This is a genomic window from Thauera humireducens (assembly GCF_001051995.2).
Taxonomy (GTDB): Bacteria; Pseudomonadota; Gammaproteobacteria; order Burkholderiales; family Rhodocyclaceae; genus Thauera; species Thauera humireducens.
Map to the genome: position 1 here is coordinate 4,043,734 of NZ_CP014646.1, position 15,410 is coordinate 4,059,143.

A 15,410-nucleotide genomic window follows, 5' to 3' on the forward strand; every position below is an offset into this window, starting at 1 on the left:
CTAGCTGCGCAGCGTCGTCAGCATCTGTGCGAGTTCGACCGCCGAGCGGACCGCCATCTTGTCGAAGATGCGCGAACGGTGCGCCTCGACGGTGCGCATCGAGATCGACAGCTCGTCGGCGATCACCTTGTTGTACTTGCCTTCGAGGATCAGCTCCATGACCTCGCGCTCGCGCTGGGTCAGCGTGGCCAGCCGTGCCTCGATGGTCTCGCGGCTTGCCGCGGCGCGTTGGCGCTCGGCGTCGAGGGCGAGCGCTTTCTCGACCAGATCGACCAGGTCGTGGTCGTTGAAGGGTTTTTCGATGAAGTGGAATGCGCCCTTCTTCAGCGCGGCCACGGCCATCGGCACGTCGCCATGGCCGGTGATGAAGATCACCGGCAACTCACAGCCGCGCGCGAGCAGGGTGTCGAAGCACTCGAGGCCGCTCATGCCGTGCATGCGGATGTCGAGCACGATGCAGCCGCGCCATTCGGCTTGCCAGGCGTCAAGAAAGGGCTCGCCGCCGTCCCAGGTGCGGCACGCGACACCGCGCGTCTTGAACAGCCATTGCAGCGCATCGCGAATGGCTTCGTCGTCGTCGATGATGTGCGCGCAGGCTGGATTCATGCGGATTCCACGGGTAGCGAAAGGATGAAGATGGTACCGCCCTCGGGGGCGGGTTCGAAAGTCAGGCGGCCGTGGTGCAACTCGGCGATCGAGCGGCAGATGTTCAGGCCCATGCCCATGCCTTCGGGCTTGGTGGTGAAGAAGGGCTGGAACAGGCGTGCGGCGGTCTCCGGCGGGATGCCGGCGCCGCGGTCCGATACGAGCACGCAGACGTGGCGGCCTTCCTGGCGGGTGCGGATGCGTACTTCGCGGCGAAGGCGCGGGGTGTCGCGCATGGCGTCCATGCCGTTGCGCACGAGGTTGACGATGATCTGCTCGATCATCACCGCGTCGGCGAGCACGGGGGGGAGACCGGGCGCGAGTTCGGTGACGATGCGCATCTGGCGCTTGCGGGCGTCGGCTTCGATCAGGCCGACCGCGTCGCGGATCACGGTGTTGAGGTCGAGCGGTGCGCGCTGGGGTTCCGAGCGGCGCACGAAGTCGTGCACGCGGCGGATGATCTCGCCGGCACGCCGGGCCTGGCGGGCGATGCGCTGCTGGATGTCGAGCAGTTCGGCGCGATCGAGGGTGTCGGATTCGAGGCGGTTGATGCAGCCGCTGCTGTAGCTTGCGATCGCGGCCAGCGGCTGATTGAGTTCGTGCGCGAGCGTGGATGCCATCTCGCCCATCGTCACCAGACGCGAGGTGGCCTGCAGGCGTTCATCCTGCTGGCGGGCGAGTTCGCGTGCCCGTTTCTGTTCGGTGACGTCGAGTACCGAGCCCATCCAGCCCGTCTGGCGGCCGCGTGCGTCGATGAGCGGCGCTTCGAACAGCAGCACGTCGAGCACTTCGCCGTTCTTGCGCCGGAAGCGCAATTCGATGCCTTCCGGGGTCGAGCCCGTATCCTCGAGGCGATCGAGCAATTCCTGGCGGCGCTCGGTGTGATCCGGCAGCCAGTAGGGCAGCGGGGGCTCGAGGCCGATCAGTTCGTCCGCGCGATACCCGGTCATGCTGCAGAAGGCGGAGTTGACATAGGTGAGACGGCCGTCCATGTCGCGTGCCCGCATGCCGGTGAGCAGTGAGTCCTCCATGGCCCTGCGGAAGGCCGATTCCTCGCGCAGTGCGGCCTCCGCCTGCTGGCGGCGGGCGAGCTGGCGGCGCAGCTGCATCACGCTCCATACGATCATGCCGCCGAGCAGGACCAGCGAAGCGATCAGCAGCACGGGGATCCAGCGCGTCTCCGACTTGTAGGCCGTGATCTCGAGCGTCAGGCCATGCCCCGGCGGGTCGAAGGGCATGCGGTAGGCGAGTTGAGGCGCGAGCGGGGCGATCTTGGACTTGGCGGCGATTTCCCGGCTGTCGGCGTCGAGTACGGCGACCCGGTAGCGCTCCGAAAACCACCACGGCAGTTCGCGGATCACCAGATCGGACAGCGAATACACCCCGACGACGATGCCGGCCAGGGCCTCGTCCGACCACACCGGGACGTGGATGGCGAAGTGGAAGGCGCCGCCGATGACAGGGTAGGCGGCACCATAGACAGGGCGCCCGATGTTGCGTGCGAGTTCGAAGCTCGTGCTGGCGGCCAGGTCGCGCAGCTCGTCGTCGGCGCCGCCCTCCGTGTGCGGTGGCATCGAGCCCACGGGCTTGCCCTGCGGATTCAGCCACGCGATGCGCACGAGTCCGCGCTCCTGGTTGAGCAGATGGTGAACCTGGGCTTCGGTCTGCGCGCTCAGCTTGCCGTCATACAGTTCGGGGCCGAGCTGCTGCAACTGGGCTTCGTTGCGATCGAGGTGGAATCGCAGGTTCTGCTCCATCCACAGCACATCGCTGATCAGGGTCGCCTTCTGCTCGTCGCTGTCGTACTGGCGGGTCAGCCAGACCAGCGCTGCGATTGCGAGCAGGAACAGCACCAGGCTGAGATAGGGCAGCTGCCCGATCAAGCGATTGCGCACGACAGCCTTTGGCGCCGTGTCACCGCCCGGGGAAGGTGCCGCAGAGGGCGCGGCCGAAGAAGGGTTGGGGCTTGCGGGTTCCACTTATGCGGCATTCCACAATAGCGACAGGCGCGGCGCAATAAGGATACTGATGGCCTGCATAACAGGCTTTATCTGTTTGCGGTCATCGCCAGGGCGTTTCGCATGCCGGGCGGAAAACGATGCGTCCGGCGTGGCGCGTTCAATTCGGAGGAGAGAAACTCATGAAGATTCGTACGCTTCTGGTTGGTCTGATGGCTGTGGGTCTGTCCGCGACCGCTGTCGCTGCCGAGCCGATCGTGATCAAGTTCAGCCACGTCGTGGCTCAGGACACGCCCAAGGGCAAGGCTGCGGAGAAGTTCAAGGAACTGGCCGAGAAGTACACCAGCGGCGCCGTGAAGGTCGAAGTCTATCCGAACAGCACGCTGTACAAGGACAAGGAAGAGATGGAAGCGCTGCAACTGGGTGCCGTCCAGCTGCTCGCCCCGTCGCTGGCCAAGTTCGGCCCGCTCGGCGTGCGCGAGTTCGAAGTGTTCGACCTGCCCTACATCTTCGACGGCTACGAGGCGCTGAACAAGGTCACCCAGGGTCCGGTCGGCCAGCAGCTGCTGGCCAAGCTCGAACCCAAGGGCATCAAGGGCCTGGCCTTCTGGGACAACGGCTTCAAGTCGTTCTCGGCCAACACCCCGATCAAGAAGCCCGAGGACCTGCGCGGCAAGAAGATGCGCATCCAGTCGTCCAAGGTGCTCGAGGAGCAGATGCGCGAGGTCAAGTCGCTGCCGCAGGTGATGGCCTTCTCCGAGGTCTATCAGGCGCTCCAGACCGGCGTTGTCGATGGTACCGAGAATCCGCACTCCAACCTCTTCACGCAGAAGATGCACGAGGTGCAGAAGCACATGACGCTGACCGATCACGGCTATCTGGGCTACGCGGTCATCACCAACAAGAAGTTCTGGGACGGCCTGCCGGCCGAGGTGCGCACCCAGCTCGACAAGGCCATGGCCGAGTCGACGGTCTACGCCAACCAGATCGCCAAGGAAGAGAACGACAAGGCGCTCGAAGGTGTGCGCGCCTCGGGCAAGACCGAGATCTACGCGCCGACCGCCGAAGAGAAGGCCGCCTTCAAGAAGGCCTTCGTGCCGGTGCACAAGAAGATGGAATCGCGCATCGGCAAGGACCTGATCCAGTCGATCTACAAGGAAACCGGCTTCGATCCGGCCAAGCTGTAATCCTCTTTTCATCTCACCCAGCAACGCCCGTCTGGCGCCTTCTGCGCGACGGGCGTTTTCCCGGGGAAAACAATCATGAACAAGCTTCTCGACCGCCTCGAGGAATTCATCATCGGTTCGCTGATGGCCGTGGCGACGATCGTGATCTTCATCTCGGTGGTGCATCGCTACCTTTCCGGCTATGAGATTCCCGTGCTGCAGGACTGGCTGCTCGACATGAACGTCGGCTGGGCCCAGGAGTTCTGCATCATCCTCTTCGTGTGGATGGCCAAGTTTGGCGCCGCCTACGGCGTGCGCACCGGCATCCACGTCGGCGTGGACATCCTGGTCAACAAGCTCTCCGGCACCCCGCGCGCGGCGCTGATCCAGGCTGGCCTGGTGTGCGGTGTGATCTTCACCGGCCTGATCGGCATCTTCGGTGCGCTGTTCGTGTGGGAGAACGGCATGGCCTACGAGACGCTGAGCCTGCTTGGCCGCGACACTAGTGACTTCTTCGAGGGGCCGACCACGCCCGACCTGGAGTGGCCGACCTGGATGGTCTACTCGGCCGTGCCGCTGGGCTCCTTCCTGATGTGCTACCGCTTCCTGCAGGTGATGGTGAGCTTCGCCCGCAGCGGCGAGTTGCCGACGCACGACCACGGCCATGTCGAAGGCCTGGACGAGGTGGACGACGAAAACGTGCTGCTCGGAGGCGAGTCGATCTCGATCGCCGAAGACATCGAGCACGCCAACCGTGGGGCCGACGCGAAGCGTCCGGGCCACGGCAAGTGAGGAGGACGACATCATGACCAACACGATTGCAATCTTTGGCCTGCTCGTCGTCCTGATGGCGATCGGCATGCCGGTGGGCGTGGCGCTCGGCCTCACGGTGCTGAGCTTCATGTTCATCTTCACCGACGTGCCGCTCGAGTCGGTGGCGCTCAAGATGTTCACCGGCATCGAGAAGTTCGAGATCATGGCGATCCCGTTCTTCATCCTCGCCGGCAACTTCCTGACCCACGGCGGGGTGGCGCGACGCATGATCAACTTCGCCACCGCGATGGTCGGCCACCTGCGTGGCGGTCTGGGCATGTCGGCGGTGCTGGCCTGCGCGCTGTTCGCTGCGGTGTCGGGTTCCAGTCCGGCGACCGTGGTGGCGATCGGCTCGATCCTGATCCCGGCGATGATCAAGCAGGGCTACCCGGTGCGCTTCGGCGCCGGTGTGGTGGCCTCGGCAGGCGGCCTGGGGATCCTGATCCCGCCGTCCATCGTCATGGTGATGTATTCGGTTACGACCAACTCCTCGGTTGGGGCGCTGTTCATGGCAGGGGTGATCCCGGGCCTGCTGCTGGCCTTCATGCTCGGTCTGACGACCTGGTACGTGGCACGCAAGAACAACTATCCGACACTGCCGACGGTCAGCTGGGGCGATCGCCTCAAGGCCTTCCGCAAGGCGTTCTGGGGGCTGATGCTGATCGTGGTGGTGATGGGCGGCATCTACTCGGGCATGTTCACGCCGACCGAGGCGGCGGCGATGAGCGCGGTCTATGCGTTCTTCATCGCGGTGTTCGTGTACAAGGACCTGACCCTCAGGCAGATCCCGCGCGTGCTGCTGGATTCGGCCAACATGAGCGCGATGCTGCTGTTCATCATCGCCAGCGCGGTGCTGTTCTCCTTCATCCTGACCAGCGAGCAGATCCCGCAGCGCATGGCCGACGCCATCGTCGCCAGCGGCATGGGCCCGATCGGCTTCCTGATCGTGGTGAACATCCTGCTGCTGGTGGCCGGTGCGCTGATGGAGCCGTCGTCGATCATTCTGATCCTGGCGCCGATCCTGTTCCCGGTGGCCGTGGCGCTGGGGATCGACCCGATCCACTTCGGCGTGATGATCGTGGTTAACATGGAAATCGGCATGATCACCCCGCCGGTGGGCCTGAACCTGTTCGTGGCGAGCGGCATCACCAAGGCCGGCCTCACCGAGATGAGCAAGGCGGTGATGCCCTGGCTGTACACGATGCTGGTGTTCCTGATGCTGATCACCTACATCCCGAGCATCTCGACCTTCCTGCCCAAGGCGCTCGGCATGATGTAAACCCTGCGGCCCGGTCGCCTGTGACGGTCGGGCTGGCAGTTTTTTCGATCCCCGTGCGGCGGTGACGCCCTGCGGGGATTGTCTTTTCCGGGGGCGCTGCGCTTGCGTCGGCTTACATTCGCGCTTGCCTCGAGCGCATCGGTGTAACGCGAAACCTGTTAAAATTTCGCGCTTTTTTCTTAACCTCGCGCTTCCCTAGAGCGCAGTCCCGGAGTTTTTCCATGGCAATCGAACGCACCCTGTCCATCATCAAGCCCGACGCCGTCGCCAAGAACGTGATCGGCCAGATCTACGCCCGCTTCGAAGGCGCTGGCCTGAAGATCATCGCCGCCAAGATGGCTCACCTGTCCGAGCGTGAGGCCGGCGAGTTCTACGCCGTGCACAAGGAGCGTCCCTTCTTCAAGGATCTGGTGTCCTTCATGACCTCCGGCCCGGTGATGATCCAGTGCCTCGAGGGCGAGAACGCCATCGCCAAGAACCGTGAGCTGATGGGCGCCACCGACCCGAAGAAGGCCGACAAGGGCACCATCCGCGCCGACTTCGCCGAGTCGATCGACGCCAACGCCGTGCACGGCTCCGACGCGCCGGAAACCGCTGCCGTTGAAGTGGCGTTCTTCTTCCCCGGCATGAACGTTTACTCGCGCTAAGCGGTCCGTTCCAACGGCCCGTCGCGCACGTTTCGCGGTGCCCGAGCACCGCGCGCGGCGTGGTCGGGCCGTTTGCATTACGGCGGGCGGTTTTACCTCCCGCCTTGAAAAAGTGATGTTTCAGGCATGAGCACAACCAATCCGGTCAATCTGCTCGACTTCGATGTCGATGGCCTCGTCGCCTGGTTCGCCGGGCTGGGCGAGAAGCCCTTCCGCGCCCGCCAGGTGATGCGCTGGATGCATCACGAGGGCTGTGACGATTTCGATGCGATGACCGACGTCGCCAAGTCGCTGCGCGCAAAGCTGAAGGACATCGCCGTGATCCGTCCGCCGGTGCCGGTGCGCGATTCGATCTCGGCCGACGGCACGCGCAAGTGGCTGCTCGACGTGGGCAACGCCAATGCGGTCGAGACCGTGTTCATCCCTGAAACCAACCGCGGCACGCTGTGCGTGTCCTCGCAGGCCGGCTGTGCGCTCGACTGCGCGTTCTGCTCGACCGGCAAGCAGGGCTTCAACCGCAACCTGAGCGCGGCCGAGATCATCGGTCAGCTGTGGCTGGCCAACAAGCTGCTGGGCGCCGCGCGCGATTCGGCCCTGGACCTCGAAGCCGGCGAGAAGGACAACGGCCGCATCATCAGCAACGTGGTGATGATGGGCATGGGCGAGCCGCTGGCCAACTTCGACAACGTCGTCACCGCCCTGCGCCTGATGCTGGACGACCATGCCTACGGCCTGTCGCGCCGCCGCGTCACGGTGTCGACCTCGGGCATCGTGCCGGCGATGGACCGCCTGCGTGAGGAGTGCCCGGTGGCGCTCGCCGTGTCGCTGCATGCCTCCAACGACGCGCTGCGCGACCGCCTGGTGCCGATCAACCAGAAGTACCCGCTGCGCGAGCTGATGGCGGCATGCCAGCGTTACCTCGAGCGCGCGCCGCGCGACTTCGTCACCTTCGAGTACGTGATGCTCGACGGCGTGAATGACACCGAGGCGCATGCGCGCGAACTCGTCGCCCTGGTGCGCGACGTGCCGTGCAAGTTCAACCTGATTCCGTTCAACCCTTTCCCGAATTCGGGCTTCCTGCGCTCCCCGGCCGAACGTATCCGCCGTTTTGCCGGTATCCTGATTGACGCCGGCATTGTCACGACCACGCGCAAGACACGTGGCGACGACGTCGATGCGGCCTGCGGCCAGCTCGCCGGCCAGGTTCAGGACAAGACGCGGCGCACGGTGCGCCTGAAACAGGTCATGGAGGATCGTTCATGAAGCGCAGGTTCGCGCTGGCCGCCTTGTTGGTGGCGGTCGTGGTGGCAGGTGGTTGTGCAACGATGCCCGCAGGCCAGTCGGGGACCTCGGCCTCGGTCACTCGCCCGATGTCTGACATCACGCCGGCGACGCCTGCCGAATCGCGCGCCCGCGTCCACGTCGACCTCGGCATGGCCTATTTCGAGATTGGCCGCTACGACGTGGCGCTCGACGAGGCGCGCATTGCGCTGAATGACAGTCCGGGCTACGCGCCGGCCTACCACCTCCTGGGCTTGGCCTACATGCTGATCGAGGAGAGTGCTGCGGCAAGGCAGAATTTCGAGGCGGCGCTCAATGCTGCGCCGGGCGACCCGGACTTCAACAACAGCTACGGCTGGTTCCTGTGCACCCAGGGCGAGGAACTGCGCGGGCTCGAACGTCTCGCACAGGCGGCCCGGAATCCGTATTTCCGTTACGCCACACGATCCCATACCAATGCCGGACTCTGCCATCTCCGGCTGAAGGATGATGCGGCCGCCGAAGGTCAGTTCCTGGCTGCAATCCAGGCTGATCCGTCGAACCGTCAGGCGCTGTATCAGCTGGCCGATATTGCCTACCGCGGCGGGCGTTATGATCAGGCCCGCACGCACCTGATCCGTCTGCACCAGCAGGCCGAACCGACCGCGGCGTCGGCATGGCTCGGCCTGCGTACCGAGCGCCGGCTGGGTAACCGCGATGCCGAGGCGAGCTATGCGTCGCAACTGGGCAGCCGCTTTGCCGAGTCAAACGAGTACCAGTCGATGATCCAAGGGAAGTTCGAGTGAGCAACGATCAGTCGCTTGAATTGACGGCTGGCAGCGCCCATGACGACGTCCGCTCGCCCGGTGCCGCGCTGCGAGCGGCGCGCGAGGCGCGCGGCGAAAGCGTGGCCGAGGTCGCCTTTGCGCTGAAACTCAATCCGCGGCAGATTGCCGCGCTCGAGGCGGACGACTTTGCGGCGCTGCCCGGCACGGCCTTCGTACGCGGCTTCCTGCGCAACTACGCGCGTTATGTGGGGCTCGACCCTGCGCCCCTGCTCGCTGGAGTCGAGCGCCTGGGCGGGCAGGGCGATGTAGACCTGTCGCCGATCCGCAATGCCGATGGCGAACTGCCGTCCGGTGGCAGTGCCCCCCGACTCGGCGCCGCCTCAGTGCGGTGGATCGTGCTGCTGCTGGTGGCGGCCTTGCTGGCGGGCTGGTATTTCGACTGGTTCCGCACCGAGCCGGTGAGCGTCGAGCGTATGCTGGAGACGCCGGCAGCCGATTCGGCCGCCCTCGATGCGCAGCCGGCTGCCGTGCCGTCGGCGGCGGTCGAGGAGGCGCCGGCAGGCTCCGCGGGGTCGCCGGCCGATGTGGCAATCCCGACGCCTCCGGCGCCCGGCACTGCGCCCGCCGAACAGCCGGCGGCCGTGCCCGTGGCGCCGGCGCAACCCGTGAGCGCTGCCCAGCCCGCACCGCCGGTCGCGGCTGACGCGGCGACCGGCGCAGGTGACGTGCCGGTGCCGCCGGTGTCCGGACGCCAGCTCGCATTCCGCTTCGCGGGCGAGTCCTGGGTCGAAGTGCGGGATGCGACGGGCACCATCATCTATTCCGGCGTCAATCGCCCCGGTTCCGAGCGCAATGTGCAAGGTACGCCGCCGTTTGCGCTGGTGATCGGCAATGCGACGAGCGTGGCGCTCGAGTTCGACGGCAAGCCGGTCGATCTGGCGCCGCATACCAAGGTCTCGGTGGCAAGGCTCACCGTCAAGTAACCCCTGTCGATCAAGATGACGCAAGACTTCTCGCACTCTCCCATCGAAGCATCTCCCCTGTCCCGGCGTCTCACGCGCGAGGTCGTCATCGGCCGCGTTCGCGTGGGCGGCGGGGCGCCGGTCGTCGTGCAATCGATGACTAACACCGATACCGCCGATGTGCTCGGTACCGCGATGCAGGTCGCCGAGCTGGCGCGCGCGGGGTCCGAGATCGTGCGCATCACCGTGAACAACGAGGCGGCCGCGAAGGCCGTGCCGCACGTCCGCGACCGTCTGCTGGCGCTCAACATGGATGTGCCGCTGGTCGGCGACTTCCACTACAACGGCCACAAGCTGCTGACCGATTTCCCCGCCTGCGCCGAGGCGCTTGCCAAGTTCCGCATCAACCCCGGCAACGTCGGTGCGGGCAGCAAGCGCGACCCTCAGTTCGCAGCCATCGTCGAGCTCGCCTGCCGCTACGACAAGCCGGTGCGTATCGGCGTCAACTGGGGCAGTCTCGACCAGTCGGTGCTGGCCCGCATCATGGACGCCAACGCCACGCGCGCCGAGCCGCGTGACGCCGGTGCGGTGATGCGCGAGGCGCTCGTCGTTTCCGCGCTCGAGTCGGCCGCGAAGGCTGAGGAATACGGACTGCCCGGCAACCGCATCATCCTGTCGGCCAAGGTTTCGAGCGTGCAGGATCTGATCGCGGTGTACCGCGACCTTGCCCGCCGCAGCGATTACGCCCTGCACCTCGGCCTCACCGAGGCGGGCATGGGCAGCAAGGGCATCGTCGGCTCCACCGCCGCGCTGGCCGTGCTGCTGCAGGAAGGCATCGGCGACACCATCCGCATCTCGCTGACGCCCGAGCCGGGTGGCAGTCGCACGCAGGAGGTGGTGGTCGCGCAGGAGATCCTGCAGACCATGGGCCTGCGCGCGTTCACGCCGATGGTTACTGCCTGCCCGGGTTGCGGGCGCACCACAAGCACCTTCTTCCAGGAACTTGCGTCGGGCATTCAGGACTATGTGCGTGCCCAGATGCCGGTGTGGCGCGAGCAGTACGATGGCGTCGAGAACATGACCCTGGCGGTGATGGGCTGCGTGGTGAATGGCCCGGGGGAGTCCAAGCATGCCAACATCGGCATCTCGCTCCCCGGCACCGGCGAGACGCCTGCGGCGCCCGTGTATGTGGATGGCGAGAAGGTCGTGACCCTGCGGGGCGACAACATTGCTGCCGAGTTCAAGGCCATCGTGGACAACTACGTGGCCACCAAGTACGTGAAGAAGGGCGGCTGAGGGCCGCGCCGCAAGATAACAACAGCGCATCGACGCAACAGACCAAAGACCAAGCACCCATGAGCCAGACCTTGCAGGCCGTGCGCGGGATGAACGACATCCTGCCCGACGACGCCGAAACCTGGGAATACTTCGAAGACATCGTGCGCGACTGGCTGCAGAGCTACGGCTACCGCCCGATCCGCATGCCCCTCGTCGAACCGACGCCCCTTTTCAAGCGTGCCATCGGTGAGGTGACCGACATCGTCGAGAAGGAGATGTACTCCTTCGAGGACGCGCTGAACGGCGAGCACCTGACCTTGCGCCCCGAAGGCACGGCGTCCTGCGTGCGTGCGGCGATCCAGCACAATCTGGTCGCATCCGGCGGGCCGCAGCGGCTGTACTACTACGGGCCGATGTTCCGCCACGAGCGTCCGCAGAAAGGGCGCTATCGGCAGTTTCACCAGATCGGTGTCGAGGCGCTGGGTTTTGCCGGACCGGACACCGATGCCGAACTGATCCTGATGTGCGCCCGCCTGTGGGAAGACCTCGGGCTGGAGGATGTCGCGCTCGAGATCAACTCGCTCGGCGCGCCCGATGAGCGTGCCGCACATCGCGCCGCGTTGATCGCCTATCTCGAGCAGCACCAGGACAAGCTCGATGAAGACGGCAAGCGCCGCCTGTACACCAACCCGCTGCGCATCCTGGACACCAAGAACCCGGATCTGCAGGCAATCGTCGAGGCGGCCCCGAAGCTCGCCGACTACCTCGGCGAAGCGTCAAAGGCGCACTTCGAGGCCGTGCAGGTCTTCCTCAAGGATGCCGGCATACCGTACCGCATCAATCATCGCCTGGTGCGTGGTCTGGATTACTACAACCGTACCGTGTTCGAGTGGGTCACCACACGCCTGGGTGCGCAGGGCACGATCTGCGCTGGCGGACGCTATGACGGTCTGGTTGAGCAGCTGGGAGGGAAGCCTCAGCCTGCCGCGGGTTTCGCGATCGGTATCGAGCGCCTGCTGCTGCTGTGGAAGGAGTGCGGCGGAGAGGCCGAGCGTCCGGTCGCCGATGCCTATGTGGTGCACATGGGAGACGCTGCGGCGCGTGTCGCCTTCCGTGCGGCCGAGGCCTTGCGCGAGCACGGTTTCGCCGCGATCCTGCATTGCGGCGGTGGCAGCTTCAAGTCGCAGATGAAGAAGGCCGATGGCAGTGGCGCCCCGGTGGCGGTCGTGATCGGCGAGGATGAAGCACTGGCGGGCGAAGTGGGGATCAAGCCCCTGCGCGGCCCGGGTGGTCAGCAGCGCGTGTCGCTCGAGGCGCTGCCCGAGGCGATGGCCGCACTGCTTTACGGCAACGAAGAAGAAGGGGCTGAATGATGGCGGTGTACGACCTCGAAGAACAGGAACAGATTTCCGAACTCAAGGCCTGGTGGGCACAGTACGGCACGCTGGTGACGACGATCGCCATGATCGCGGCGCTGGCGTCGGTCGGCTGGCAGGGCTGGCAGTGGTATCAGAACCGCAACGCGGCCGAGGCCGGTGCCCTGTACTTCGCCGTGCAGCAGGCGGCCGAGCAGCAGGATGCACAGAAGGCGCGCGATGCCGCCGGCCGCCTGATCGGCGAGTACTCGGGCACGGCCTACGCGCAGCTTGGCGCGCTGCTGTCGGCCGGCGTGCAGTTCGGTAGTGGTGATCTCGACAATGCGCGTGCCCAGCTCGAGTGGGCTGCGGACAAGGGCAAGGATGCGGCGCTGCGTGATCTGGCCCGCCTGCGCCTGGCCACGGTGCTGCTGCAGAAGGGTGAGCTCGATGCTGCACTCGCGCGCCTGCAGACCGCGCCGACCGCCACCTATGCCGCCCGCTTCGCCGACCTTCGCGGCGATGTGCTTGCCGCCCAGGGCAAGGCCGCCGAGGCCCGCGCCGCCTACCAGGCCGCGATCGAGGCGCTGGCCAGCGCCGGCGATCAGGCCACGACCCTGCGCGAAGTCGTGCGCGTCAAACTCGAATCCCTGGAAGGCTGACCGATGAAGCTTGCTTCCCTGCGTGTGGTCCCGCTCGTTGCCGCGATCATCTTGGCAACCGGTTGCTCGTCCCTCAATCCCTTCGCCAGCGCCAAGCCGAAGCCCGCCGAACTGGTGGACTTCAAGCCCAGTGCCGAGCTCGTTGCGCTGTGGAGCGCCGACATCGGTGAATCGGGGGCCTATGTGTTCCAGCCGGCAGTCGTCGGCGAGAGCGTCTATGCGGCCGGCGAGGGGGGCGACGTCGCCCGCTTCGACAGCGGCCGTCAGGTGTGGCGCGTGGATGCCGATACGCGGCTGTCGGCCGGCGTCGGCTCCGACGGGCGTATCGCCGTGGTGGTCACGGCCAGCGGGATCGCGGTTGCCTACGACGCGGACAACGGCAGCGAACGCTGGCGCGCCACGATCGGCGCCGAAGTGCTGGCCCAGCCTGCCGTGAGCAGCGATCTGGTCGTGCTGCGTGCCTCGGATAACCGCCTGATCGCGCTCAGTGCCCGTGATGGCAGCCGGCGCTGGATCTATCAACGGGCGAACCCGCCGCTTGCATTGCGCAACTTCTCGGGTGTCGTGCTCGAAGGCAGTGTCGTGCTGGCCGGTTTTCCCGGCGGCAAGCTGGTGGTGATCAACGCGGCCAACGGCGGGGCCATCACCGAGCTGTCGGTGGCGGTACCGCGCGGCTCGACCGAGCTGGAACGCGTGGCCGATGTCGCCGGCACCCCCGTCGTGGGGCGGCGCGAAGTATGTGCCGTGTCCTATCAAGGGCGTGCGGCCTGCTTCGACACCAGCAATGGCAATGCGCTGTGGGCGCGCGATTTCTCGAGCAGCGTGGGCATGGACCGCGATGCGCGTTTTGCGGTGATCACCGACGAGGGCGATGCCGTGCACGCGCTCGATGTCTACAGCGGCGCCAGCGTGTGGAAACAGGATTCGATGGCGCGCCGCGCAGTATCGCGTCCGCTGATCGTCGGCGATCACGTCGTGGTCGGCGATGTCGAAGGCTACGTGCATGCGCTCAGCCGGGATTCCGGGGCTTTTGCCGCGCGTGCGCGCGCCGGCGACGGCCCGCTGTCGGCGCCACCACTCGCCTACGGGCGTGGCTTCATCGTGCAGGGCCGTGACGGTGAAATCACCGCCTACGAACTGCGTTAAGGCGGATTACTTTAAGTGAAACCTACCATCGTCCTGGTCGGCCGGCCCAATGTCGGCAAGTCGACCCTGTTCAACCGTCTCACGCGCACCCGCGATGCGCTGGTCGCCGACCAGCCCGGCCTGACGCGTGACCGCCACTACGGCATCGGCCGCGTTGGTGATCGCGACTATCTCGTCGTCGATACCGCCGGCTTCGACCCTGTGGCCAAGGACGGCATCATGCACGAGATGGCGCGGCAGGCCGAGCAGGCCATTGCCGAGGCCGACGTGCTGCTTTTCCTCGTCGATGGCCGTGCAGGACGAACGCCGCACGATGAACAGATCGCGGCCCGCCTGCGTCGCGCCGGTCGGCCGGTGCATCTCGTGGTCAACAAGGCGGAAGGCCTCGATCGCGCGATCGTCGCCGCCGACTTCCACGCGCTCGGGCTGGGCGACCCGCTGCCGGTGTCGGCAGCGCATGGTGACGGCATCAAGCAGCTGGTCGAGATCGTGCTGTCGCCATTTCCGCTCGAGAGCGACAAGGAGGCGGCAGAGGACGAAGGTCCGAAGGTGGCCATCGTCGGCCGGCCCAACGTCGGCAAATCGACGTTGGTGAACACCCTGCTCGGCGAGGAGCGTGTGATCGCCTTCGACCTGCCGGGCACGACGCGCGACGCGATTGCGATCCCGTTCGAGCGCGGTGGCAAGCGCTATACCCTGATCGATACCGCCGGCCTGCGTCGGCGCGGCAAGGTGTTCGAGGCCATCGAGAAGTTCTCGGTGATCAAGACCCTGCAGGCGATCCAGGAAGCCAACGTCATCGTCCTCGTGCTCGATGCGGCCCAGGACATTTCCGACCAGGACGCGCACATCGCCGGCTTCGCGCTCGAGGCCGGGCGAGCTTTGGTCGTGGCGATCAACAAGTGGGACGCGGTCGACGACTACCAGCGCGACCGCCTGAAGGCGGACATCGCGCGCAAGCTGGCCTTCCTCGGCTTCGCCCGCTTCCATCAGATCTCGGCCCTGCAGGCGCAGGGTATCGGCGGCCTGTTGAAGTCGGTCGATGCGGCCTATGCGGCTGCCACGGCCAACCTGTCGACGCCGCGCCTGACCCGCACGCTGCAGCAGGCGGTTGCACGCCAGGCACCGCCGCGCCACGGCATGCAGCGCCCGAAGATGCGCTATGCGCACCAGGGCGGCATGAACCCGCCGGTGATCGTGATCCATGGCAACGCGCTGGACGACATCCCCGCATCCTACGTGCGCTATCTCGAGCGCTGCTTCATGGATGCGTTCAAGCTGCAGGGCACGCCCTTGCGCATCCAGTTCCGAACCACGCACAATCCTTACGCTGCGAGAGACTGAGCGCTCAGCGCACGAACCTGCTTCCACGCCCGGATTTCGATGCATACTGTAATGTGGCGGTGCAGCATCAAATCCATTACATTCTTATAAACAGAAAATAACGAGGT

Annotated in this window: 14 protein-coding genes; 12 read left to right on the forward strand and 2 right to left on the reverse strand. The window is 65.9% G+C overall.

The features are described from left to right. Together AC731_RS18780 and AC731_RS18785 are read right to left on the reverse strand one after the other, a co-directional pair. A complete protein-coding gene (locus AC731_RS18780; RefSeq protein ID WP_004292056.1) occupies positions 1-606 on the reverse strand; it encodes a response regulator transcription factor in 606 nt (201 codons plus the stop codon). Next, positions 603-2,540 carry a PAS domain S-box protein gene (locus AC731_RS18785; protein ID WP_205626612.1) on the reverse strand — a complete coding sequence of 646 codons (1,938 nt, stop codon included), beginning with the start codon at positions 2,538-2,540 and terminating at the stop codon, positions 603-605. The genes AC731_RS18780 and AC731_RS18785 overlap by 4 nt, the downstream gene beginning before the upstream one ends. A gap of 245 nt (positions 2,541-2,785) precedes the next feature. Here AC731_RS18785 and AC731_RS18790 point away from each other — a divergent pair, with 245 nt between their 5' ends. The 12 genes from AC731_RS18790 (at position 2,786) to der (ending at position 15,303) form a co-directional block, all read left to right on the forward strand. Further along, complete coding sequence (locus AC731_RS18790) at positions 2,786-3,790, forward strand: TRAP transporter substrate-binding protein (RefSeq protein ID WP_048708431.1); 1,005 nt, start codon at positions 2,786-2,788, stop codon at positions 3,788-3,790. Between the two features lie 75 nt (positions 3,791-3,865). Further along, on the forward strand, positions 3,866-4,561 hold the full coding sequence (locus AC731_RS18795) for a TRAP transporter small permease (protein WP_004292051.1): 696 nt from the start codon (positions 3,866-3,868) through the stop codon (positions 4,559-4,561). 13 nt (positions 4,562-4,574) lie between these two features. Next, positions 4,575-5,861: a TRAP transporter large permease gene (locus tag AC731_RS18800; RefSeq protein WP_048708433.1), complete on the forward strand. Its 1,287-nt coding sequence runs from the start codon at positions 4,575-4,577 to the stop codon at positions 5,859-5,861. Between the two features lie 221 nt (positions 5,862-6,082). Further along, the gene (gene ndk, locus AC731_RS18805) at positions 6,083-6,508 is read left to right on the forward strand and encodes a nucleoside-diphosphate kinase (protein ID WP_004292046.1); all 426 of its coding nucleotides are present in this window, start codon (positions 6,083-6,085) and stop codon (positions 6,506-6,508) included. Between the two features lie 126 nt (positions 6,509-6,634). Next, positions 6,635-7,771: a dual-specificity RNA methyltransferase RlmN gene (gene rlmN, locus AC731_RS18810; RefSeq protein ID WP_048708434.1), complete on the forward strand. Its 1,137-nt coding sequence runs from the start codon at positions 6,635-6,637 to the stop codon at positions 7,769-7,771. After that, positions 7,768-8,574 (forward strand): type IV pilus biogenesis/stability protein PilW, encoded by an 807-nt coding sequence (gene pilW, locus AC731_RS18815; RefSeq protein ID WP_082794375.1) that lies wholly within the window; start codon positions 7,768-7,770, stop codon positions 8,572-8,574. Before rlmN ends, pilW begins: the two co-directional genes overlap by 4 nt. Then, a complete protein-coding gene (locus tag AC731_RS18820; protein WP_048708435.1) occupies positions 8,571-9,539 on the forward strand; it encodes a RodZ domain-containing protein in 969 nt (322 codons plus the stop codon). Before pilW ends, AC731_RS18820 begins: the two co-directional genes overlap by 4 nt. Before the next feature lie 15 nt (positions 9,540-9,554). Beyond that, on the forward strand, positions 9,555-10,814 hold the full coding sequence (gene ispG, locus AC731_RS18825; RefSeq protein WP_048708437.1) for a flavodoxin-dependent (E)-4-hydroxy-3-methylbut-2-enyl-diphosphate synthase: 1,260 nt from the start codon (positions 9,555-9,557) through the stop codon (positions 10,812-10,814). Between the two features lie 59 nt (positions 10,815-10,873). Next, positions 10,874-12,169 carry a histidine--tRNA ligase gene (gene hisS, locus AC731_RS18830; RefSeq protein WP_048708439.1) on the forward strand — a complete coding sequence of 432 codons (1,296 nt, stop codon included), beginning with the start codon at positions 10,874-10,876 and terminating at the stop codon, positions 12,167-12,169. Continuing rightward, positions 12,169-12,813, forward strand: coding sequence for a YfgM family protein (locus AC731_RS18835; RefSeq protein WP_205626691.1), 645 nt, complete (start codon positions 12,169-12,171; stop codon positions 12,811-12,813). The genes hisS and AC731_RS18835 overlap by 1 nt, the downstream gene beginning before the upstream one ends. Positions 12,814-12,816: 3 nt before the next feature. After that, on the forward strand, positions 12,817-13,959 hold the full coding sequence (bamB, locus tag AC731_RS18840; RefSeq protein WP_048708442.1) for an outer membrane protein assembly factor BamB: 1,143 nt from the start codon (positions 12,817-12,819) through the stop codon (positions 13,957-13,959). Positions 13,960-13,974: 15 nt separating this feature from the next. After that, positions 13,975-15,303, forward strand: coding sequence for a ribosome biogenesis GTPase Der (gene der / locus AC731_RS18845; RefSeq protein ID WP_004292994.1), 1,329 nt, complete (start codon positions 13,975-13,977; stop codon positions 15,301-15,303). The last annotated feature ends 107 nt before the right edge of the window (positions 15,304-15,410 follow it).